This window comes from Pseudomonas sp. SWRI179 (assembly GCF_014268705.1).
Classification (GTDB): Bacteria; Pseudomonadota; Gammaproteobacteria; order Pseudomonadales; family Pseudomonadaceae; genus Aquipseudomonas; species Aquipseudomonas zanjanensis.
Genome location: NZ_JABWRA010000035.1, coordinates 1 through 20932 on the forward strand (window position 1 = coordinate 1; position 20932 = coordinate 20932).

Sequence of the window (20932 nt, forward strand, 5' to 3'; positions counted from 1 at the left end):
GCGCAGCAGGCCCCTGCATTTCTTCAGGGAAACCGCATCGTCTGGTTTTGCGACTGCTGCGCAGCCGAGCGGGAGCAAGCTCCCTCGCCACGGGCGGTGTCTGGGCTGGCGTCATCGCGAGCAGGCTCGCTCCCACAGGGGATTGGGTTGTTGTAGATATTGTGTTCACTACCGTCCGGGGTGGGAGGGGGCTTGCTCGCGATAGCTATCTAGCGGAAATGGCGGTGTTCCTGAAACAACTGGATCGGTAGGAACCGGTAGGAGCTGTCGAGTGAAACGAGGCTGCGATCTTGCCCCAGACAATTGAGTCATGAGTGAAAGATCAAAATCAAAAGATCGCAGCCTCGTTTCACTCGACAGCTCCTACACAGCCCCTCACAGCTCCTACGGGTGGGGCGAGTCCCCGCGCTACAAAGGTTGCGCCGTTATTTACGCTTGAGCATCTCCGGCAACTGCGCCACCAGCTTCTGGTTATTCAACGGCGCCCGAATAAACCCACGCTGGGTGCCGTCCGGGCCGATCACGGCAAGATTGCCGCTGTGGTCAACCGTGTAGTTGGGCTTGCTGGTGTCCGCCGGAATGAAGGGAATGCTCACCGCATTCGCCAGTTTCTGCAGGTCTTCCACCGAGGCGGCGGTCAGGCCTTTGAATTGCGGGTCGAAGTAACCCAGGTACTGCTTGAGTTGCTTGGGCGTGTCGCGATTCGGGTCGACGCTCACCAGTACGATCTGCAACTTGGCCACCGCCTCGGGCGGCAGTTCGCTCTTGATCTGGCGCAGTTGGGCGAGGGTGGTCGGGCAGATGTCCGGGCAGAAGGTGTAGCCGAAGAACAGCAGGCTCCATTTGTCTTTCAACCCGTCCATCGCCACGGGCTGGCCGTCCTGGTCGGTCATTTTCACGTCCGGCAGGTTACGGCTCTGGGGCAGCAGGATGATGCCGGCGTCGATCAACGCCGTCGGGTCACCCTGGCCTTTGCTGGACAGCACCTTGTTGATGGTCAGGCCGAGGATCACTGCGATCACGGCCGCGAGGATGAAGACGGTTTTCTGGGTTCGAGTCATAGGCTCAACAGTAAGTAGTGATCAACGAGCAGGGCGATGAACAGCAGGAACAAGTACCAGATAGAGTACTTGAAGGTGTTGATCGCCGCGTGCGGCCGACTGCCACGGTACAACACCACGGCCCATTGCAGGAACCGGGCACCCAGCACCAGTGCGCAAATCAGGTACAGCATCCCGCTCATCTGGATCACGAACGGCATCAGGCTCACCGCCAACAGCACCAAGGTGTACAGCAGGATATGAATCTTGGTGTAGTGCTCGCCGTGGGTCACCGGCAGCATCGGGATGTCGGCCTTGGCGTATTCCTCCTTGCGGTGAATCGCTAGGGCCCAGAAGTGCGGCGGGGTCCAGGCGAAGATGATCAGCACCAGCAGCAGCGGTTCGGCGCTGACATGTCCGGTAGCCGCGACCCAGCCCAGCAGGGGCGGCGCGGCGCCGGCGAGGCCGCCGATGACGATGTTCTGCGGCGTCGCCCGTTTCAGGAAACCGGTATACACCACCGCATATCCCAGCAACGAGGCGAGGGTCAGCCAGGCCGTCAGCGGGTTGGTGAACGCCAGCAGCATGGCTTGGCCGGCCACCGCCAAGGCCAGGGCGAAGGTCAGTGCGGCGGCCGGCGAGACCCGGCCCTCGGCCAAGGGCCGCTTGTGGGTGCGGGCCATCACCGCGTCGATGCGCCGGTCCACCACATGGTTGACCGCCGCCGCGCCGCCGGCACACAGGGCGATGCCGAGGTTGCCGAACACCAGGACGGTCCACGGCACGCCGGCACGGGTGGCGAGGAACATGCCGACCAGCGAGGTGATCAGCATCAACACCACCACTTTCGGCTTGGTCAGCTCCAGGTAGTCGCGCCAGATCGCTTGGCTGTGGCGTTCACCGGTCAAGGTTGCCATGGCATCTCTCCTTTTATTGTTATAGGGCTGACGCTGTGTTTATGCGGGTTGAAGCGCCAGCGCAGCGGGACCTGATGCTTGACCCGGACCAGGCTGGTACGGGCGTGATAGTTGACCAATACCAGGGTCAGCAACAACGCGGCGCCCCCGGCGTTGTGGGCGACGGCCACCGGCAACGGCAGATGGAACAGCACGTTGCTGATGCCCAGGGTGATTTGTGCCGCCAGGGCAGCCAGCACCAGCCCGGCGAGCCGGGTCATGCCGACGTTTTTCAGTTGCCAGGCCAGGCCCAGCAGCACCACGGTCACCAGCAAGGCGCCGATGCGGTGGGTCAGGTGAATGGCGGTGCGGGCGTCACTGTCCAGTTGCCCGCCGAGGTAGTTGGGGCCGATGTGTTGGGTCAGGTGGAAGCCGTTGGCAAAATCCGCCGGTGGCAGCCATTGACCGTGGCAGGTGGGGAAGTCGATACACGCCACGGCGGCATAGTTGGAGCTGACCCAACCGCCCAGGGCAATCTGGCCGATCACCAACAGCAGTCCGGCGGTGGCCCAATGTTGCAGGCGCTTGGGCACGGTCAGCGCGGGTAATACGCCAGACAATCTCAGCGTCAGCAGGAACAGCAGGCTCAACGTCGCGAAGCCGCCGAGCAAATGCCCGGTGACCACCTGCGGCCAGAGCTTGAGGGTCACGGTCCACATGCCGAACGCTGCCTGGGCGAAGACCACGGCCAGCAAGAACAGCGGCAATTTCAAAGGCTGGCCGGGGCGGCGACGGTTCATCCAGGCCCGGGCGGCCAGCGCGGTAATCATCAGCCCCAGGGCCCCGGCAAAGTAGCGATGGACCATCTCGTTCCAGCCTTTGTGGGCTTCCACCGGGGTGTCGGGGAAATGCAGCTCGGCATGGGCCAGTTGGGCTTCGCTCTTGGGCACGCTGATGAAGCCGTAGCAACCGGGCCAGTCCGGGCAACCGAGGCCGGCGTGGGTGAGCCGGGTGTAGGCGCCCAGCAGGACGACGATCAGTGCCAGCAGCGTGGCAAACAGCGCGAGGCGAAATCCAGGTTTGGCCATGTCGATGCCCTCATCCGATGTTCGACAGTTTCAGCAGGTGGCGCAGGTCGTTGAGCAGGTCCTTGCCCTTGACCCTGGCGTCATAGCGCAGCACCAGGTTGCTGTGGGGATCGATGATCCACAGTTGGGCGCCGCCGGAGCCTTGGGCGCCTTTCTGATACGCCGGCAGGTCCAGTGGATAACGTTGCAGTTGTGGATACTCGCGTTGCAGTTGGGCGTCGTACTCGCTGTCCAGCGGCTGCGAGATGGCCAGGGCATGGCTGGCGCGGCCGGCATCGCGTCCCAGGCCGATCTGCACCTGCCGCGCCAGATAGACCAATTGGCGGCAGTCCACCGAACACTCCTGCGGCGCGGTGACCAGGATCTGCCAGCGTTGCTCATCGGCTTGTACGCCAATCTCGGCGCGGGTCTGGCCGGTGCCGATCAGCTCGCCGTGGTAGCTGCGACTGTCGGGCACCCAGAACTGGAATTTGTACATGCCGGTGGCGAGGATCATCGGGCCGATCACGCCCAGCACGATCAACAGCAATTGCACGCGCCCCTTGCGACGGCTGCGTGCGTCGGGCGCCTCAGACGTGTTGGTTGGATTCATGGTGTTTCCCATGGTGTCTCCCTGCGTTGTGCCATCCGAGATAAAGGAACAGGCCGAACAGCGCCGCCGCCATGGCGAACCACTGCACGGCATAGCCGAGGTGTTTTTCCGGCCCCATGGCCACCACCGGCCAATCGGTCCGGTAGGCGCCGGGGCCGCTTTGTTGGCGTAATTCATAGGCGAAGCCGTTGCGGTCGAGGTCGGCCCAGAGCTTGTCCGGCTCGATGGCGGTGACCAGTCGCGGCCAGGGGGCGCCGGCCGGGTCGGCGTGAAGTTGAAAGGTGGCGCCCGGGGCGACGTAGACCCAGGCCTGAAGGCTCACGGGTTGTTCCGGGGTGTTGAACACGGGCGGGATGCGCCGGTCCGGCCAGGGCAGCCAGCCGCGATTGACCAGCAGCCACAGCCCGGTGCGGTGGTCGAGGAACGGTTGCAGCAGTTCGACACCGACCTTGCCGCCGTGCTGGCGGTTGTCCAGCAGGATGCTGTGCTCGGCGTCGAACTGGCCTTGCAGCGTGACCGGTCGAAAGGCCGGATCGGCGGTGTGCGCCAGCTCGCTGCTGTCCATCGGCGCCGCCACGCGGCGCTCGGCGTAAGTGTCCATGAGCACACGCTTCTGTTCGCCCCGGCTCAATTGCCAGAACCCCAGGCACACCATCACCGGCACCAGCACGGCCACCACCAATGACGGCACGATGCCCGGCCGGAAGCCTTTCATGGCGTCGCCCGAAAGCTGTCGAACGGGATAGCTATACTCACGTGCATCGCGTCCCCCCGGAGTGTCCCTAATGCTCAAAGCAGCCATCGCCCTGATGCTGATCGCCACGATTGCCAGCCTGTTCAGCGGCCTGTTTTTTCTGGTCAAGGACGACAGCAGTTCCAATCGACTGGCCATCGCCCTGGCGATTCGTGTCGCCTTGGCCGCCGTCACCGTCGGCTTGATCGCCTGGGGCTTTTTCAGCGGCCAGTTGGTGTCGCATGCTCCTTGGTAAAGCGCCGCCCTGGTAACGGCTGCCTCAGAGGATGTAGACGAAGAAGAACAAGCCGATCCACACCACGTCGACGAAGTGCCAATACCAGCTCGCGGCCTCGAAGCCGAACTGGTGCTCGTTGTCGAAATGCCCGCGCATGATGCGCATCAGCATCACGAACAAAATGATCGTGCCAATGGTGACGTGGGCGCCGTGAAAGCCCGTGAGCATGAAGAACGTCGCGCCGTAGATCCCCGAGCCCAACGTCAGGCCCAGCTCTTTATAGGCGTGGATGTATTCCTCGGCCTGGAAGCCCAGGAAGGCGCACCCCAGCAGCACGGTGATCGCCAGCCAGATTTTCAGCGCGCCACGATGGCCTTTTTTCAGGGCATGGTGGGCGATGGTCACGGTGACGCTGGAACTGACCAGCAGAATGGTGTTGAGCAGCGGCAAGCCCCAAGGGCTGATCACATCCTTGGGCGGTGGGAATAGCTTGGGGTCGGGGTTGTTCAACAACGGCCAGACGTATTCGAAGTTCGGCCAGAGCATCTCCGATAAACCCTTGCTGCCTTCACCGGCCAACCCCGGCGCCGAGACCATGCGCACATAGAACAGCGCACCAAAGAAGGCGACGAAGAACATCACTTCGGAAAAGATGAACCAGCTCATGCCCCAGCGGAACGAGCGGTCGAGCTGGGCGCTGTACAGCCCGGCGCGGCTTTCCTTGATGACCGCGCCGAACCAGCCGAACAGCATGTAGGCCACCAGCAGGCCGCCGACGAAAAAGATCAGCGGGCCGTGGGAATCCGGGCGGTCGGCTTTCAGGTCGTTGAACCAGGTCGCCAGGCCGTACACCGTGACGAACATCCCGACCGTGGCGATGATCGGCCATTTGCTCTGGGCCGGAACGTAATAGTGCTCATGAGTTGCCATTTATTGTTCTCCTTATCGGGCACGCTATCGGTCAGTGTTTAGAGCCACCGGTGGATGACGAGCGGTGATGTCGAACAGCGTGTAGGACAGCGTCAGATGCTTCACTTCCTTGGGCATGTCCCGGTCGACGATGAAGCGCATGGGCATTTCGATGCGTTCGCCGGGTTGCAGCACTTGCTGGGTAAAACAAAAACATTCGGTCTTGTGGAAATACGCCGCCGCGTTGCTCGGCGAGATGCTCGGCACCGCCTGGGCGCTCATCGGCCGGTCGGTGGGGTTGTGCGCGACAAACACCATCTCGTTGACCGCCCCGGCCTTGACCACCAGCTCATCGCCCTTGGGGTAGAAGTCCCAGACCATGTCCACCGCGTTGGTCGACAGGAACTGCACACGCACCTGGCGTGACTCATCGACGACCTGCTCGCCTTCGTACTGCCCGCCGGTCTTGCCGTTGATGCCGAACGCCTTGCACATCACGTCGTAGATCGGCACCAGGGCAAACCCGAAGATGAACATGGCCACCACCACCAGCAGCAGGCGGGTGACCAGTTTTTTCAGCGAGATCGAGTCAGCCATGATTCTGAACCCCTACAGATAACTCTGTGGGAGCGGGCTTGCTCGCGAAGCAGGCGCTACGGTCTAACAGGAACACCGCGTCATCGTTCTTCGCGAGCAAGCCCGCTCCCACATTCATTTCACTTCCGGCGGCGTAGTAAACGTGTGATACGGCGCCGGCGACGGCACGCTCCACTCCAGCCCTTCGGCCCCATCCCATGGCTTGGCCGGTGCCGGGGGGCCGCCGCGGATGGTCTTGATCACGATGAACAGGAAGAAGATCTGCGTGGTGCCGAACATGAACGCGCCGATGGACGAGACCATGTTGAAGTCGGCGAACTGCAGGTTGTAGTCGGGAATCCGCCGGGGCATGCCCGCCAGGCCCACGAAATGCATCGGGAAGAACGCCAGGTTCATGCCGATGAACGACAGCCAGAAGTGCAGCTTGCCAAGGGTTTCGTCGTACATGTGGCCGGTCCATTTCGGCAGCCAGTAGTAGGCCGAGGCAAAGATCCCGAAGATCGCCCCGGGCACCAGCACGTAGTGGAAGTGCGCGACCACGAAGTAGGTGTCCTGGTACTGGAAGTCCGCCGGGGCGATGGCCAGCATGAGCCCGGAGAAACCGCCGATGGAAAACAGGATCACGAACGCCACGGCGAACAGCATCGGCGTCTCGAAGGTCAGCGAGCCCTGCCACATGGTGCTGGCCCAGTTGAACACCTTCACCCCGGTGGGCACGGCGATCAGCAGGGTCGCGTACATGAAGAACAGCTCGCCCACCAGCGGGATGCCGACCACGAACATGTGGTGCGCCCAGACGATGAACGACAGGAACGCAATGGCGGCCGTGGCGTAGACCATCGAGGTGTAACCGAACAACGGCTTGCGCGAGAACGCCGGGATGATCGAGCTGACGGCACCGAAGGCCGGCAGGATCATGATGTACACCTCGGGGTGGCCGAAGAACCAGAACACGTGCTGGAACAGCACCGGGTCACCGCCACCGGCGGCACTGAAGAAGCTGGTGCCGAAGTGGATGTCCATCAGCATCATCGTCACGCAGCCGGCCAGCACCGGCATCACCGCGATCAGCAGGAACGCGGTGATCAGCCAGGTCCAGACGAACAGTGGCATTTTCATCAGGGTCATGCCGGGGGCGCGCAGGTTGAGGATGGTGGCGACCACGTTGATCGCCCCCATGATCGAGCTGATGCCCATCAGGTGGATGGCAAAGATGAAGAACGTCACGCTTTCCGGCGCGTAGGTGGTGGACAGCGGCGCATAGAAGGTCCAGCCGAAGTTCGGCCCGCCGCCGGGAGTGAACAGCGTCGAGACCAACATCAGGAACGCCGCCGGCAACAGCCAGAAGCTGAAGTTGTTCATGCGCGGCAGGGCCATGTCCGGCGCGCCGATCATCAGTGGGACCATCCAGTTGGCAAGGCCGACGAACGCCGGCATCACCGCGCCGAAGACCATCACCAGGCCATGCATGGTGGTCATCTGGTTGAAGAATTCCGGCTGCACGATCTGCAAACCGGGCTGGAACAGCTCGGCGCGGATCACCATGGCGAACGAGCCGCCCAGCAGGAACATCGAGAAGGCGAACCACAGGTACAGCGTGCCGATGTCCTTGTGGTTGGTGGTCAGCACCCAGCGCATCAGGCCCTTGGCGGGGCCGTGGGCGTGGTCGGCATGACCGTGGTCATCGATCACAGCACTCATGTCCTTTCTCCTTCGAACCAATGGGCTGGACGGCGCGGGGCAACGCGCCCCGACCGGTTTTGGGAACGAGCGTCGGGCCGGCTCATTGGCTTTCCGCCTGTTTGAGTTCCAGCACTTCTTTAGGCGTCACCATGTCGCCCTTGTTGTTGCCCCAGGCGTTGCGTTCATAGGTCACGACCGCGGCGATATCGACTTCCGACAGTTGTTTGCCGAAGGCTGCCATGGAGGTGCCGGGCTTGCCGTGGAAGACAATGTTCAGGTGATCCTTGATCGGCCCGGTGGCGATTTTCGAGCCCTTGAGCGCCGGGAACATCGGCGGCAAGCCTTGGCCTTCGGCCTGGTGGCAGGCCACGCAGGTGGTGTGATAGACCTTGTCGCCACGCTCGACGAGCTCTTCGCGGGTCCATTCCTTGCTGGTCAGCTCCTTGAGCTGCGCGGCTTCGGCCTTGCGTTCGCCCAGCCATTTCTCGTAGTCGGGCTTGCTCTTGACCTCCACCACGATCGGCATGAAGCCGTGGTCCTTGCCGCACAGCTCGGCGCATTGGCCGCGATAGAGGCCGGGCTTGTCGACGCGGGTCCAGGCTTCGTTGACGAACCCCGGAATGGCATCGCGCTTGACCGCGAAGGCCGGCACCCACCAGGAGTGGATCACGTCGGCGGAGGTCACCAAAAAGCGCACCTTGGCATCGACCGGCAGCACCAGCGGCTTGTCGACTTCCAACAGGTAGTGCTCGCCCTTGGCGCTCTGGTTGTGGATCTGTTCGGCGGGGGTCGCCAGGTTGCTGAAGAACTCGACGTCCTGGCCCAGGTACTTGTAGTGCCACTTCCACTGGTAGCCGGTGACCTGGATATCGATCTCCGACTCACTGGAGTCGTACATCTTGATCAGGGTCGCGGTGGCAGGAATCGCCATCAGCACCAGGATCAGGAAGGGCACGATGGTCCAGAGGATTTCGACGCGGGTGTTTTCGTGAAAGTGCGCGGCATTCTGGCCGGTTGAGCGGCGGTGCATCATCATCGACCAGAACATGGCGCCGAAGACGATGATGCCGATGACCACACAGATCCAGAAGATGGTCATGTGCAGGTCGAACACTGCGTTGCTGATCTGTGTCGCTCCAGGCGCCATATTCACAGTCCAGGCCGCTTGTGCCTGACTGAAAATCGACCACAACAGGAGGCCCATCCATACGTGTGGATGTCGCGTCATTGCGGGTTCCCCTTATCGTTCTTGTTATCCCGTAGGCGTAAAGCCTGCGGCAAGGGATCGGCTATTCAGACTGCTTAATTGACTCGCCGCGCCTTGCTGCACATGCAATCGGGTGTCATCAGCTAACTCCATTCCAAACCGAGTATAGACAGCACCTGCAACCTCGCAACGCGATGGCGTAAATCGTTTGAAACAGCCGGGGCTTGCGCTAGAGCCCACGAATGGAGAAGGATGCGAACTGAGTGATGGCAAACCGATATAACTGTGACGCAGCAAGGAAGGGGCAGTTATGAAAAATAGGTCTTAGGAGTGTTTTTGCGCCAGCTAAGTTATGTCTTCCCTATTTCATTGCCTTTGTTTCCTGGAGTTGTCATGAACACCGCCGCATTGCGCGAGCAGATCCAAAAAGCCCAACAACACGAAGCCGAGACCGGCCTGTTGAGCCGTCAGCTGACGGCCCAGTTACCAACGCTGCACCCCGCTATCCAGCTACCAGATGCGAACGCCAACGATGTCCTGGCGCGTTTTGTCGCCGCCTACATCCACGAAGTGCCCGATCTGCTGGACGCGGCAAACGACGTTGCGAGAGAGGCGGGTATCGAGTCGCAAATCAAACCGGTCCTGAAGATTGCCGAGCAGTATTTCCTCCAGCCGCCGACGATCATGGCCGGGCATGTCGGGCTCGACAGCCTGCTGGACGAAGCCTATCTGGCGCACCGGTTTGTCGAAGAGGTGAATGACCTTTATATCAAGCATTTCGGCCAGCCATTGATCCCCTTGGACATGACGGTCGCCAACCTGATCGCCCACCAGTTGATCGGTGAGGCATTTGCCAACCAGCTCGATGAAGTGGTGCATCACACGTTCGACGAGATGCTCAACGACGAGACGTTTGCCTTGGAATCAGTAGAAGCCTATCGCGAGAAGCTCAGCAGCCCTGAGACCGGCGCCGCCTGGAAGCGCTGGCCGTGCATGTCCCGTCGCTTGGGTGTGGGCCTGGAACTGGATCAGCCGGCGGCTTGACTCATCAGGAAAGCATGGAACCCTTGTGGGAGCGGGCTTGCTCGCGAAGGCGGAGTGTCAGGCAGTCTATTAGCCAACTGATCCACCGCCTTCGCGAGCAAGCCCGCTCCCACATTGGATCCGTGGTGTTCATAAAATAGGTGTCCAGCACCAGCCCCTTGTGGGAGCGAGCCTGCTCGCGAAAGCGGTTGGACATTCAACATCTATGTCGACTGATCCACCGCCATCGCGAGCAGGCTCGCTCCCACAGGGGCATGGTTAACCGGTCGCTGCACCAACCCCTACGGTCGTGCGCAACCGCCCTTCCAATCGACGCTTGAGCCCACGGGATTCAATCAGCAGCTTCGACCCCTTGCTGGCATTCGCCCGGCCCCATTCTTCCAGCAACTCCAGGCACGAGTGATCGATGTAGCTCAGGTTATTGAGCGGCACGTGCACGGTCGCGCCCGTTGGGATGGTGCCCAGCACCTGGGTCAGCGCCGGCACCTTGAGGAAGGTGGCCGCACCCACCAGGCGCAATTCCATCTCGCCTTCCTGAGGCAGGTCGATCAGGCTGATTTTCAGGCGCGAGGCTTTCCAGGCCAGTTTCACCAGGGTCAGGCCGAAGCCGATCAGCACGCCGGTCAGCAGGTCGGTGAAGATGATCGCCAGCGCCGTGGCGGCGTAGGTGAACATCGGCATCCGGCCATAACGGCCCAGGCTTCGAAACGCCTTGAGGTCCACCAGTTTAAAACCGGTGTAGACCAGCACGCCGGCCAGGCTCGCCACCGGAATGCTTTGCAGCACGCTGGACAGCAACAGCACGAACAGCAGCAACCACAGGCCGTGGAAAATCGTCGACATCCGCGTGGTGGCCCCGGCTTGGACGTTGGCCGAACTGCGCACGATCACCCCGGTCATCGGCAGGGCGCCGAGCAGGCCGCAGAGCATGTTGCCGATCCCTTGCGCCGACAGTTCCCGGTCGAAGTCCGCACGTTCACCGCTGTGCATGCGATCCACGGCGGCCGCCGACAGCAGGGTTTCGGCACTGGCGATGAAGGCCACCGCGAACGCGGCGATCAGCAGCGTTGGGTCGGCCAGGTTCAGCAGGTCCGCCGGGCGCAGCCAATCAATGGCTTCGGCCAGGTTCTCCGGAACCTCCACGCGCTTGACCTGCAAGGCCAGCAGTAGGCTGGCGACGGTCGCCAGGCCGACGCCCAGCAAGGCGCCGGGAACGAAGCGCAGGCTGTGGGGGCGAAACTTCTCCCACAGCCACATCACCGCGATCGTCGACAGACCGAGCAGGCCGGCCTGCCAGCCGAAGGACGGCAAGGCCTGGGCCACAGCCGCCGGGAACGCCGCGAGGTTATCCAGCCCGGAGGGCTTGGGCGCCGCGTCCAGCATCACATGGACCTGGGACAACACGATCAGCACGCCGATACCCGCGAGCATCCCGTACACCACGGCTGGCGCGGTGACCCGGAACCAGCAACCCAGGCGAAAGCGCCCGGCCAGCAATTGCAGCAGGCCGGCCAGCAGCAGGATCGGCCCGAGCATGGCCACGCCATGCTGGCGCACCAGTTCGAAGACCAACACCGCCAACCCGGCGGCCGGACCGCTGACTTGCAGCTTCGAGCCAGCCAGGAAACCCACTACCAGACCACCGATGATGCCGGTAATCAGGCCCTTGGCCGGCGGCAGGCCGGAGGCGATGGCAATGCCCATGCACAAGGGCAGCGCCACCAGGAACACAACCACCGAAGCCAATAGCTCCCGTGGCAGAACAGCTTTTAGTTGAGCAGCACGCATGGCGACTCTCCCGAAGTTTCTTCAGGCATGGCGAGGCCCTACCGCCTGGATAGCGGTAAGGCTAGAACCACACAAGGATGATTAGGAGTGGTTAGAAGCGCGCTTTGGGCGTCGCCACCGGTATCGGATGGCTGCCATCGAGCGGCAGGAAACGTCCCTGGTCCGCGTCAAAGGCTTTGATCTCGCTGGTCTCGATGTTGTACACCCAGCCATGGATGAACAACTGACCGCTGGCCATGCGCGACGCGACCGAGGGATGCGTTCGCAAATGCTGCAACTGCGCGATCACGTTTTCTTCGGTGAGGATGGGCATGGTCTGTTTTTCGTCGCCGCACGGACAGTTGTCGTGGACCATGGTCTTGGCCACTTCGGCGTGGCGCAGCCAGGCTTTTACCGTGGGCATTTTTTCCAGGGTGTCCGGGTTCAGCACGGCACGCATGGCGCCGCAATCGGAATGGCCGCAAACAATGATGTGTTGCACACCGAGGGCCAGCACGGCGTATTCGATGGCGGTGGAGACGCCGCCATTCATCTGCCCGTAAGGCGGAACGACGTTGCCGACGTTGCGGGTCACGAACAGGTCGCCGGGGGAGCTATGGGTGATCAGCTCGGGCACGATGCGCGAATCGGCGCAGGTGATGAACATCGCCCGGGGCGCCTGGGCGGTGGCGAGTTTCTTGAAGAGCTCTTCCTGTTGCGGAAAGATCTCGTGATGGAAATGCAAAAAGCCGTCAACAATATGCTGCAGCGCTGCATCGGCGGTTTCCGCCACGGGTTGGGCTGAAGCCGACGCAGCCAACGGCTGTTTATCCTTGTCACTCATTGATTCATCCTCTTTTGACGGTATGACGCCAGTGGCTAAAACATCCAGGTCGACATCTGCGACCCGTCAGTCACTCGCTGAACAAGGTAGCGGCCGAAACTTAACTCAAACTGAAATCGAAGGCTCTAGGACAATGATTCCAGGGGTGGCGAAACACTGGCGCAGCTCATGCCCAGTGGTCTTTCCAGGGTCAACTTTAATCAAATCAATGACATCTGTCGGCCCGGCGGACAGAAGGCAGCGCAATCGAGATTGTATCCGTCGCGTCGCTCCAGTCCCAGGCGCTTGAGTGCCTTGGCGAAGCGCTGGGCCAGCAGGTCGGCGAACGGGCCTTCGCCGCGCATTCGCGCACCGAAGCGGCTGTCATACAGCTCGCCACCGCGGCTCTGGCGCACCAGGCTCAGTACATGGGCGGCGCGTTGCGGGTAGTGCGCCTGCAGCCACTCCTCGAACAGCGGCGCGACTTCCAGCGGCAGGCGCAGCATCACGTAGGCGGCATTCTGCGCGCCGGCGGCGTGGGCTTCGGCCAGCAGGCTCTCGATCTCGCTGTCGTTGATCATCGGGATCATCGGTGCGCAGAGCACGCCCACGTTGATGCCTGCCTCACGCATGACCTTGATCGCCCGCAGCCGCGCCTTGGGCGCCGCCGCCCGGGGTTCGAGAATGCGCTTGAGCTCATCGTCCAGGGTGGTGAGGCTGATCATCACGTGCACCAGGCGTTGCTGTGCCAGTTCGGTCAGCAGGTCCAGGTCGCGCAGGATCAGCGAGCCCTTGGTGACGATGGTCACCGGATGCCGATAACGCAGCAGCACCTCGAGGATCCGCCGGGTTATCCGTTGTTCCCGTTCGATCGGCTGATAGGGGTCGGTGTTGGAGCCCAGTGCGATCGGCGCGCATTGATAGCCGCGCCGGGACAATTGCTCCTCCAGCACGTCGGCGGCATTGGTCTTGGCGATCAGCTTCGTTTCGAAATCCAACCCCGGCGACAGGTCCCAATAGGCGTGGCTGGGCCGCGCATAGCAGTAGATGCAGCCGTGTTCACAGCCTCGGTACGGGTTGATCGAGCGGTCGAATGGGATATCGGACGAGGTGTTGCGGGTAATGATGGTCTTCGCCGTTTCGATGCGCACTTCGGTGCCCTGGGTCGGCGGGACTTCCTGATACCAGCCGTCATCCTCGACCACCGAGCGATTCGGGGCGAAGCGGTTGTGCGGGTTGGTCGCGGTGCCGCGGCCGCGAGGTGGAAGGGAGGCAGGCATGGGAATACTCCGAAAGCTGTATGTGCATACAGTATTCGCTGATTGCGGTTCAGGCCAGTGCCATTGGGCGGGTCACGGAACAAAGCCGACATTCACGCAAATGCTGTTCACTTAAGGCAATCGACAAACCCGTGGCGAGGGAGCTTGCTCCCGCTGGGCCGCGAAGCGGCCCCAAAACCTGCCAGTTGCGGCGTATCAGACACACCGCACCCGCCGGTTTACGACTGCTTCGCAGCCGAGCGGGAGCAAGCTCCCTCGCCACAGGGTCATCATTTTTCTTAAGTGAACGGCATTACGACATTCACGACGCTTTGACGTCCTGCTCACGGAGTTTTAACCGGGGCGAACCGAAACTGATCGTCACCACATTCCCTGGTTATCGGTCGCCTCCTGATGCTCAAGCTCTGTTTTCATTCGCTGTTCAGCCTGGCCTTGCTCGTGATACTTGCCGACTCGGCGGCCCAGGCGGGCGAGGTTGCCGAGACCAGGCCCGCTGAATGGGCGCAGCCGGTGGAAAAGGACTACAACCTCTACCAGATGTCACCGACCCTCTACCGCAGCTCCCTGCCAGACGGCGGCGCCGTGCCTTTGCTGACGAAGCTGCGGATCGGCACGGTCATCACCTTCCTGCCGCAGTCGGACAAGCGCTGGCTGTCCACCCCCGGCATCGAGCAGGTGCAGTTGCCCTACCGCACCAATCACGTCGATGACAGTGACATCCTCAGGGCCTTGCGCGCCGTCCAGGCGGCCGAAGCCAAGGGGCCGGTGCTGATGCACTGCAAGCACGGCTCGGACCGCACCGGGCTGGTGGCCGCCATGTACCGGGTGGTGGTGCAGGGCTGGAGCAAAGAGGACGCGTTGAATGAAATGACCGAAGGTGGCTTCGGCGACAGCCATCATTTCAAGGACGGCGTGCGCTACATGATGCAGGCCGATGTCGACAAACTCCGCGTGGCGTTGGCGAACGGCGATTGCAGCACCAGCGTCTTTGCCCTTTGCTCCCTGGAAAGTTGGGTCAACTCGACCACGACGACACGTCCCCTCGACCCTCAGGCGCTGGTGCCTCCACGCTGATCGGTCGCCTGCAAGAACGCGGTGATGGATTCGGACAGCGGCCGTGAATCGCCCCGTTCGAATATCGTCTCGCGTAATGCCTTGCACGTTTGCCTATCGAACAGCCCGTTGCGCTTGAATCGCTTGAACACCGTGTCGGCCAGTTGTTTCGACCAGGCATAGGCGTAGATGCCGGCGGCGTAGCCCGTGACGATGTAGTCCAGGCCATTGGGCCAACGTTCGTTCGCGAACACGGGCAGATGTCCGACCTGTGCGTTGATTTGATCGAAGACCTGCTGGGCCGTTCGTCCGTCGCCATGGCTGCGGTGCAGCTCCATGTCGAACAACGCATCGCGCAAGAACGCGGCTGTATCCCAACTGGTCTGGGTGTCGAGATAAGCCAGCAACTGATCGGCAATGGCATCGGGCAGGGGCGCCCCGGTTTGGTGATGCCTGGACAGGCGCACCAGGCATTGCTTGGTGAAGCACCATTGTTCGAGCAGTACGCCAGCGAATTCCGCCGAATCCCGGGACAGCTCGGAAATACCCGAAACAGCGCGATATTCGACCCGGCTCAGCACATGGTGCAAACAGTGGCCCAATTCGTGAAAAAGCATTCGCAGTTGCAGATGATCAAGCAGCACCGGGCTGGCACGTGAACCCCGCGGCAGCCAGCCGTGCAGCGTGGCGATCGGATAGCGAGGTCGGCCTTCGGCGGTGATGCGGCGGTTTCGCAGGGTGGAGGTATTGGGAAAGCTTTCCTGATTCGGGTCCTCGAACGGATCGAAATAGAGATAGCCCAGAAGCTCGCCCCGTTCGAAAACTTCAAGAAGACGCACCTGCGGGTGCCAGGTCGCCACGTCCCGACGTTCGATGATGTCCACGCCGAACAGGTCCCGGGCGACCAGCAGCATCCGTGAAAAGGTCGATTCCAACTCGAACCAGGCGCTGACGGTCTGTTCCGAGACGCCGGTCATTTGCTGGCGAAGCTTTTGTGCCAGGTATTGATAGTTCCATGGCTGCAACCCGCTGAAACCCTGGGCTTGGGCAAATGCCTCCAACTGCGCGCTGTCGCGGATAAACACGCTTTGCTGCTGTTCCAGCAGGCCTTGCAGGAAAGTCTGGACCTCTTCCGGCGACTGGGCTTGTTCCGGTTCGAGCGCCAACTGAGCGTAATTCGAATAGCCCAGCAGGGTGGCCAACTCATGACGATCCCTGAGCAACTGCCACAGCACATCGCCGTTGTCGTACACGCCGGCATGTGGCCCTTGATCGGACGCGCGCGTGCTGTAGGCGACATACACCTGCTTGCGCAGCACGGCATCGTCCGCGTAACGCATGACGATACGAAACGATTCTTCATCGAGGGTCAACAACCATCCCGTGCGCCCCTGTTCACGGGCCTGCTCGGCCATGCGCTGCCTGAAGGCAAGCGGCAGGCCACCCAATCGGGCTTGATCATCAAATGTTCGGCTCCAGGCTTTGTTGGCCTCATGCAAATGTTCCTGGAACAGGCTCCGGGCGCCTTGGATGCGCAGTTGCAAATCCTCCAAGGCCGGCTGCGAATCGGACCCCAGCCCGTTGCGGCGAAATTGCCTGAGGATCTTTTCCAGGGTCCGCTTTCTCACTGAGGAGAAATGCTTGGCGATCTCGCTGTCCGCCAAGCGTTGATAGAGTTGGAAGAGCTCGGGGTTCTGTTTTAGCGACCGCTTGAACTGCTGCAAGCGTGGGGTGCAGTCGAGCGAAGCCTGCTTCCAGGCGTCTGCGGTCCTGGTGGATGCCAGGCGCTCCAGCACATAACCGAACCCCCTGAGTCGCGCATGGATTTCATCCATGGCCAACACCAGGTCGTCCCAGGTGGGAAAAGGTGCTTGAGTCCGGATGATCTCGGCTACTTTGGCGCGGCTTTCGATGATGATCTGGTCGAGGGCCGGGGAAAAGTGTTCGGCTTTAATGTCGGAAAACGGCGGCAGGTCATAGGCCTGCAGCAGTGGGTTATCAGCGTGGCGCATGGAGACTTCCTGTCAGTCTGGACGTGTCACGGCAGTCTGGGGAGGAAGGCGATTGGCGCTGCGGTACATAGTTATCGCTTCCGGGCCGGGCGGCCCGGAAGGTGATGCCAAAGTTGTCAGTCGGTTTTTTTCTTCAACTTGGGGTTGGGGAAAAACTGCACCGCCTGGACTTTTGCGTCCGGCGCCTTGAGCGCCGAGGTGTTGACCCGGGTACCCAATTCCTTGGGCACCGACAGGCCTTGCTCGTTGAGTGTGTCGGAATAACCGCAGGCCACGCATTCGCGGTGCGGCACGCCGTCTTCGTTCCACATCATCAACTTGTCCGGCTCGCTGCAGGCCGGGCAGACCGCCCCGGCGATAAAGCGTCGCTTGGTAATCACAGGCCCCTCACTCATGCTGCCGCGTCCTCGGTCAGGCCGCTATGGCGCAAGAGTGCGTCAATCGACGGCTCACGGCCACGGAAGTCGACGAACAGCACCATTGGTTCCTGGGAACCGCCACGGGCCAGGATTGCCTCGCGGAAGGCGCGCCCGGTGTCGGCGTTGAGCACGCCGTCTTCTTCGAATTTGGAGAAGGCATCGGCCGAGAGCACTTCCGCCCATTTGTAGCTGTAGTAACCCGCCGCGTAGCCGCCGGCGAAAATGTGCGCAAAGCTATTGGGGAAGCGGTTGTAGGCCGGCGGACGCATGACGGAGACCTCGTCACGCACGCCTTCGAGCACTTGCAGAACGCTGCGGCCATCGCCGTGGGTGGCGTGCAGTTCGAAGTCGAACAGCGAGAACTCCAACTGACGGACCATCATCAGGCCGGACTGGAAGTTTTTCGCCGCGAGCATTTTTTCCAGCAGGTCCTGGGGCAGCGGTTCGCCGGTTTCGTAGTGGCCGGAAATCAGCGCCAGGCCTTCGGGTTCCCAGCACCAGTTTTCCATGAACTGGCTCGGCAGCTCCACGGCATCCCAGGCCACGCCGTTGATGCCGGACACACCGGCGTGTTCGACGCGGGTCAGCAGGTGGTGCAGGCCATGGCCGAATTCGTGGAACAGGGTGGTGACTTCATCGTGGGTCAGCAGCGCGGGCTTGCCGCTGTCGGCCGGGGTGAAGTTGCACACCAGGTTGGCGACCGGGCTTTGCAGGACGCCGTCGAAGGTGCGACGACGGTCGCGGGCACCGTCCATCCAGGCACCGCCACGCTTGTTGGCGCGGGCGTAGAGGTCGAAGAAGAAGCGGCCGACGTGCTGGCCATTCTCCTTGATTTCGAACAGGCGCACGTCCGGGTGCCAGCTGTCGAAGCCTTTCAGTTCGGCGATCTCGATGCCATAGAGGCGCTGCACGATGGCGAACAGGCCGCTCAGTACCTTGTCGATCGGGAAGTAGGCGCGCAGGGCTTCCTGGGCCACGCTGTAGCGCTGCTGGCGCAGTTTTTCACCGTAGAAACCGCTGTCCCAGCTTTGCAGGTCGGGGCAGCCCTGCTCGGCGGCATAGGCTTTGAGCTGTTCCAGGTCGAGGGCGGCGAACGGCTTGCTGCGCTTGGCCAGGTCACGCAGGAAACTGAGGACCTGATCGCTGGATTCGGCCATCTTGGTTGCCAAGCTCAACTCGGCGAAGTTGGCGAAACCGAGCAAATGGGCCAGTTCCTGGCGCAGGTCGAGGATCTGTTCCATCACCGGGCCGTTGTCGTTCTGGCCGGCATTCGGGCCTTGGTCCGAGGCGCGGGTGCAGTAGGCGGCGTAGACTTCTTCGCGCAGGGCGCGGTCTTCGGCGTAGGTCATCACCGCGTAGTAGCTAGGGAATTCCAGGTTGATCAGCCAGCCGTCCAGTTCCTTGGCCTGGGCAGCGGCGGCCATTTGCGCCTTGGCCGAGTCGGTCAGGCCGGCGAGGGCGGCTTCGTCAGTGACGTGCTTGGTCCAGGCCTGGGTCGCGTCCAGCAGTTGATTGGAGAAGCGGCTGCCCAGCTCGGACAGTTTGCTCTGCACTTCGGCGTAGCGCTTCTGTTGCTCGGGCGGCAGGTCGATGCCCGACAGGCGGAAATCCCGCAGGGAATGTTCCAGGATGGTTTTCTGCGCCACGTCGAAACCGGCCGCCTCCGGGCTGTTCGCCAGGGCTTCGAAGGCCTGGAACAGTTCACGGTTCTGGCCCAGCTCGGTGGAATAGGCACTCAGCGCCGGCAGGCAGGCCTCGTAGGCCTCGCGCAGTTCCGGGCTGTTGCGCACGGCGTTCAAATGGCTGACCGGGCTCCAGGCCGCGCCGAGACGATCATTGAGCTCGTCCATCGCCAACACCAGGCCGGCCCAGGTAGGCTGTTGGACTTGGGTCTTGAGGATTTCGGCGATGGCCGCACGGTTGTCCGCCAGGATCTGCTCGATGGCCGGTTGCACGTGCTCGGCACGGATCGCCGAGAATGGCGGTAGGTCATAGGGCTGCAAAAGAGGGTTGTTCACGCTCACGGTCGACACCTTGGCTGGAAGAAACATCGGCCCATCTTAATTACAATCGACGCTCACCGCAGCTAGCAGCGCCTATCACCGGATAAGAGAGAGCCTATCGTGACCCTTCGCACGTACCAGAACCACAGCCCGAAGCTTGCCCGTGGGGCGTTTGTCGACAGCACCGCGGTGGTGATCGGCGACGTCGAGATCGGCGAAGACAGCTCCGTCTGGCCGCTGACGGTCATTCGTGGCGACATGCACCGCATCCGTATCGGTGCGCGCACCAGCGTCCAGGATGGTTGCGTGCTGCACATCACCCACGCCGGCCCCTTCAATCCGGATGGCTTCCCGTTGCTGATCGGCGACGACGTGACCATCGCCCACAAGGTCATGCTCCATGGCTGCGCGGTGGGCAGCCGGATCCTGATCGGCATGGGCAGCATCGTCATGGACGGCGCGGTGGTCGAAGACGATGTGATCATCGGCGCCGGCAGCCTCGTACCGCCGGGCAAGCGCCTGGACAGCGGCTTTTTGTACGTGGGCAGCCCGGTGAAGCAGGTGCGGCCGCTGACGGACAAGGAGCGCGCGTTCTTCACCTACAGCGCGGCGAACTACATGAAGCTCAAGGACTTGCATCTGGCTGAAGGTTACGACCAACCTTGAATCGCCCCCCAAGATGTCGAATGAACCATTGTGGCGAGGGGATTTATCCCCGCTGGGCTGCGCAGCAGCCCCAAACCCTGCCAGCACAGCGTGTCAGGTTTGTTACATTCAATTTTTTGGGGGCTGCTGCGCAGCCCAGCGGGGATAAATCCCCTCGCCACAGTTTCATTCAAGCCTGTTGAGTGAACTGCATGACCACGCAGGAACAGCCATGCACTACCAGACCGTACTCTTCGACCTCGACGGCACCCTCACCGACCCCCGTGAAGGCATCACCCGTTCGATCCAGTTCGCCTTGGCCAAGCTGGGCATCGACGAACCCGACCTGACCCGCCTCGAACATTTCATCGGCCCGCCGTTGTTGCAGGCCTTCATGCAGTTCTATGACTTCGACGAAGCGAAGGCCTGGGAGGCGGTGAATTTCTATCGTGAGCGCTTCAAGGTCACCGGCCTTTATGAGAACCGGGTCTTCGACGGCGTAATGCCGCTGCTGGAAACCTTGGGCGGCCAAGGGCGCCAGCTGTACATCGCCACTTCCAAGCCCTGGGTCTTCGCCCGGGAAATCGCCCGCCATTTCGACTTCGCCCGGCACTTCAAGGTGATCTACGGCAGCGAACTGGACGGCACCCGCACTGACAAAGTCGAGCTGATCGCCCACCTGCTGGCCGAAGAAAGCCTCGACCCGGCCAGCACCCTGATGATCGGCGACCGCAAGCACGACCTGATCGGCGCCCGCAGCAATGGCCTGGATGCCGCGGCGGTGGGGTATGGGTTTGGCAGCCACGAAGAACTCAGCGCCGAGGGCCCGGCGTATCACTTCCAGACGGTGGATGCGTTGCATCAGGCGTTTCTGCGGCGTTGACTAGATGGCCATCGCGAGCA

At 62.0% G+C, this 20932-nt stretch carries 20 protein-coding genes; 5 read left to right on the top strand and 15 right to left on the bottom strand.

All coding sequences use genetic code 11. The annotated features are described in order from the left end of the window. Positions 1–425 precede the first annotated feature (425 nt). The 5 genes from HU767_RS19250 to HU767_RS19270 are packed head-to-tail and all read right to left on the bottom strand — an operon-like array spanning position 426 to position 4331. Entirely contained in the window at positions 426–1061 is a 636-nt protein-coding gene (locus tag HU767_RS19250; RefSeq protein WP_053126982.1) for an SCO family protein, read from the bottom strand. Further along, positions 1058–1957 (bottom strand): heme o synthase, encoded by a 900-nt coding sequence (gene cyoE, locus HU767_RS19255; protein ID WP_018600879.1) that lies wholly within the window; start codon positions 1955–1957, stop codon positions 1058–1060. Before cyoE ends, HU767_RS19250 begins: the two co-directional genes overlap by 4 nt. Then, a complete protein-coding gene (locus tag HU767_RS19260; RefSeq protein WP_186708290.1) occupies positions 1945–3024 on the bottom strand; it encodes a COX15/CtaA family protein in 1080 nt (359 codons plus the stop codon). The genes cyoE and HU767_RS19260 overlap by 13 nt, the downstream gene beginning before the upstream one ends. A 10-nt stretch (positions 3025–3034) precedes the next feature. Beyond that, positions 3035–3628 (bottom strand): hypothetical protein, encoded by a 594-nt coding sequence (locus HU767_RS19265; protein ID WP_186708288.1) that lies wholly within the window; start codon positions 3626–3628, stop codon positions 3035–3037. After that, a complete protein-coding gene (locus tag HU767_RS19270) occupies positions 3594–4331 on the bottom strand; it encodes an SURF1 family protein (protein ID WP_186708286.1) in 738 nt (245 codons plus the stop codon). Before HU767_RS19270 ends, HU767_RS19265 begins: the two co-directional genes overlap by 35 nt. A 70-nt stretch (positions 4332–4401) precedes the next feature. On the opposite strand from HU767_RS19270, the gene HU767_RS19275 reads away from it, so the two are divergent. Continuing rightward, complete coding sequence (locus HU767_RS19275; protein WP_186708284.1) at positions 4402–4605, top strand: twin transmembrane helix small protein; 204 nt, start codon at positions 4402–4404, stop codon at positions 4603–4605. Positions 4606–4629: 24 nt separating this feature from the next. On the opposite strand, the gene HU767_RS19280 is transcribed toward HU767_RS19275, so the two are convergent. The 4 genes from HU767_RS19280 to coxB all read right to left on the bottom strand — a co-directional run bounded on the left by HU767_RS19280 (position 4630) and on the right by coxB (position 9004). Then, positions 4630–5517 carry a cytochrome c oxidase subunit 3 gene (locus tag HU767_RS19280; protein WP_186708282.1) on the bottom strand — a complete coding sequence of 296 codons (888 nt, stop codon included), beginning with the start codon at positions 5515–5517 and terminating at the stop codon, positions 4630–4632. Positions 5518–5541: 24 nt separating this feature from the next. Further along, positions 5542–6093: a cytochrome c oxidase assembly protein gene (locus HU767_RS19285; protein ID WP_186708280.1), complete on the bottom strand. Its 552-nt coding sequence runs from the start codon at positions 6091–6093 to the stop codon at positions 5542–5544. Between the two features lie 114 nt (positions 6094–6207). Beyond that, positions 6208–7794: a cytochrome c oxidase subunit I gene (gene ctaD / locus HU767_RS19290; protein ID WP_186708278.1), complete on the bottom strand. Its 1587-nt coding sequence runs from the start codon at positions 7792–7794 to the stop codon at positions 6208–6210. A gap of 82 nt (positions 7795–7876) precedes the next feature. Next, complete coding sequence (coxB, locus tag HU767_RS19295) at positions 7877–9004, bottom strand: cytochrome c oxidase subunit II (protein WP_186708276.1); 1128 nt, start codon at positions 9002–9004, stop codon at positions 7877–7879. Positions 9005–9376: 372 nt separating this feature from the next. Between coxB and HU767_RS19300 the strand changes: the two genes are divergently transcribed. Beyond that, positions 9377–10027: a hypothetical protein gene (locus tag HU767_RS19300; protein WP_186730241.1), complete on the top strand. Its 651-nt coding sequence runs from the start codon at positions 9377–9379 to the stop codon at positions 10025–10027. Between the two features lie 258 nt (positions 10028–10285). On the opposite strand, the gene HU767_RS19305 is transcribed toward HU767_RS19300, so the two are convergent. The 3 genes from HU767_RS19305 to HU767_RS19315 form a co-directional block, all read right to left on the bottom strand. Next, positions 10286–11815, bottom strand: a complete 1530-nt coding sequence (locus HU767_RS19305) for a SulP family inorganic anion transporter (protein ID WP_186708272.1) — start codon at positions 11813–11815, stop codon at positions 10286–10288. A gap of 91 nt (positions 11816–11906) precedes the next feature. Next, positions 11907–12638 carry a carbonic anhydrase gene (locus HU767_RS19310; protein WP_053127002.1) on the bottom strand — a complete coding sequence of 244 codons (732 nt, stop codon included), beginning with the start codon at positions 12636–12638 and terminating at the stop codon, positions 11907–11909. Between the two features lie 200 nt (positions 12639–12838). Next, positions 12839–13897 carry a PA0069 family radical SAM protein gene (locus HU767_RS19315; RefSeq protein WP_186730242.1) on the bottom strand — a complete coding sequence of 353 codons (1059 nt, stop codon included), beginning with the start codon at positions 13895–13897 and terminating at the stop codon, positions 12839–12841. 393 nt (positions 13898–14290) lie between these two features. Here HU767_RS19315 and HU767_RS19320 point away from each other — a divergent pair, with 393 nt between their 5' ends. Then, complete coding sequence (locus HU767_RS19320; RefSeq protein WP_186730243.1) at positions 14291–14971, top strand: tyrosine-protein phosphatase; 681 nt, start codon at positions 14291–14293, stop codon at positions 14969–14971. On the opposite strand, the gene HU767_RS19325 is transcribed toward HU767_RS19320, so the two are convergent. From HU767_RS19325 to prlC, 3 genes are all read right to left on the bottom strand, one after another. Continuing rightward, a complete protein-coding gene (locus HU767_RS19325) occupies positions 14947–16962 on the bottom strand; it encodes a M3 family metallopeptidase (RefSeq protein WP_186730244.1) in 2016 nt (671 codons plus the stop codon). The genes HU767_RS19320 and HU767_RS19325 overlap by 25 nt on opposite strands. Positions 16963–17078: 116 nt before the next feature. Further along, a complete protein-coding gene (locus HU767_RS19330) occupies positions 17079–17357 on the bottom strand; it encodes a YheV family putative zinc ribbon protein (protein WP_018600854.1) in 279 nt (92 codons plus the stop codon). After that, positions 17354–19432 carry an oligopeptidase A gene (prlC, locus tag HU767_RS19335; protein WP_186708264.1) on the bottom strand — a complete coding sequence of 693 codons (2079 nt, stop codon included), beginning with the start codon at positions 19430–19432 and terminating at the stop codon, positions 17354–17356. The genes HU767_RS19330 and prlC overlap by 4 nt, the downstream gene beginning before the upstream one ends. Positions 19433–19504: 72 nt before the next feature. Here prlC and HU767_RS19340 point away from each other — a divergent pair, with 72 nt between their 5' ends. Beyond that, on the top strand, positions 19505–20050 hold the full coding sequence (locus tag HU767_RS19340) for a gamma carbonic anhydrase family protein (RefSeq protein WP_186730245.1): 546 nt from the start codon (positions 19505–19507) through the stop codon (positions 20048–20050). Between the two features lie 211 nt (positions 20051–20261). Continuing rightward, positions 20262–20912 carry an HAD family hydrolase gene (locus HU767_RS19345; RefSeq protein WP_186708260.1) on the top strand — a complete coding sequence of 217 codons (651 nt, stop codon included), beginning with the start codon at positions 20262–20264 and terminating at the stop codon, positions 20910–20912. Positions 20913–20932: the final 20 nt, after the last annotated feature.

Coding starts and splice junctions, on each gene's coding strand:
- HU767_RS19250 (WP_053126982.1), bottom strand. CDS start 1,061: ATGACTCGAACCCAGAAAACCGTCTTCATCCTCGCGGCCGTGATCGCA.
- cyoE (WP_018600879.1), bottom strand. CDS start 1,957: ATGGCAACCTTGACCGGTGAACGCCACAGCCAAGCGATCTGGCGCGAC.
- HU767_RS19260 (WP_186708290.1), bottom strand. CDS start 3,024: ATGGCCAAACCTGGATTTCGCCTCGCGCTGTTTGCCACGCTGCTGGCA.
- HU767_RS19265 (WP_186708288.1), bottom strand. CDS start 3,628: ATGGGAAACACCATGAATCCAACCAACACGTCTGAGGCGCCCGACGCA.
- HU767_RS19270 (WP_186708286.1), bottom strand. CDS start 4,331: ATGAAAGGCTTCCGGCCGGGCATCGTGCCGTCATTGGTGGTGGCCGTG.
- HU767_RS19275 (WP_186708284.1), top strand. CDS start 4,402: ATGCTCAAAGCAGCCATCGCCCTGATGCTGATCGCCACGATTGCCAGC.
- HU767_RS19280 (WP_186708282.1), bottom strand. CDS start 5,517: ATGGCAACTCATGAGCACTATTACGTTCCGGCCCAGAGCAAATGGCCG.
- HU767_RS19285 (WP_186708280.1), bottom strand. CDS start 6,093: ATGGCTGACTCGATCTCGCTGAAAAAACTGGTCACCCGCCTGCTGCTG.
- ctaD (WP_186708278.1), bottom strand. CDS start 7,794: ATGAGTGCTGTGATCGATGACCACGGTCATGCCGACCACGCCCACGGC.
- coxB (WP_186708276.1), bottom strand. CDS start 9,004: ATGACGCGACATCCACACGTATGGATGGGCCTCCTGTTGTGGTCGATT.
- HU767_RS19300 (WP_186730241.1), top strand. CDS start 9,377: ATGAACACCGCCGCATTGCGCGAGCAGATCCAAAAAGCCCAACAACAC.
- HU767_RS19305 (WP_186708272.1), bottom strand. CDS start 11,815: ATGCGTGCTGCTCAACTAAAAGCTGTTCTGCCACGGGAGCTATTGGCT.
- HU767_RS19310 (WP_053127002.1), bottom strand. CDS start 12,638: ATGAGTGACAAGGATAAACAGCCGTTGGCTGCGTCGGCTTCAGCCCAA.
- HU767_RS19315 (WP_186730242.1), bottom strand. CDS start 13,897: ATGCCTGCCTCCCTTCCACCTCGCGGCCGCGGCACCGCGACCAACCCG.
- HU767_RS19320 (WP_186730243.1), top strand. CDS start 14,291: ATGCTCAAGCTCTGTTTTCATTCGCTGTTCAGCCTGGCCTTGCTCGTG.
- HU767_RS19325 (WP_186730244.1), bottom strand. CDS start 16,962: ATGCGCCACGCTGATAACCCACTGCTGCAGGCCTATGACCTGCCGCCG.
- HU767_RS19330 (WP_018600854.1), bottom strand. CDS start 17,357: ATGAGTGAGGGGCCTGTGATTACCAAGCGACGCTTTATCGCCGGGGCG.
- prlC (WP_186708264.1), bottom strand. CDS start 19,432: ATGTTTCTTCCAGCCAAGGTGTCGACCGTGAGCGTGAACAACCCTCTT.
- HU767_RS19345 (WP_186708260.1), top strand. CDS start 20,262: ATGCACTACCAGACCGTACTCTTCGACCTCGACGGCACCCTCACCGAC.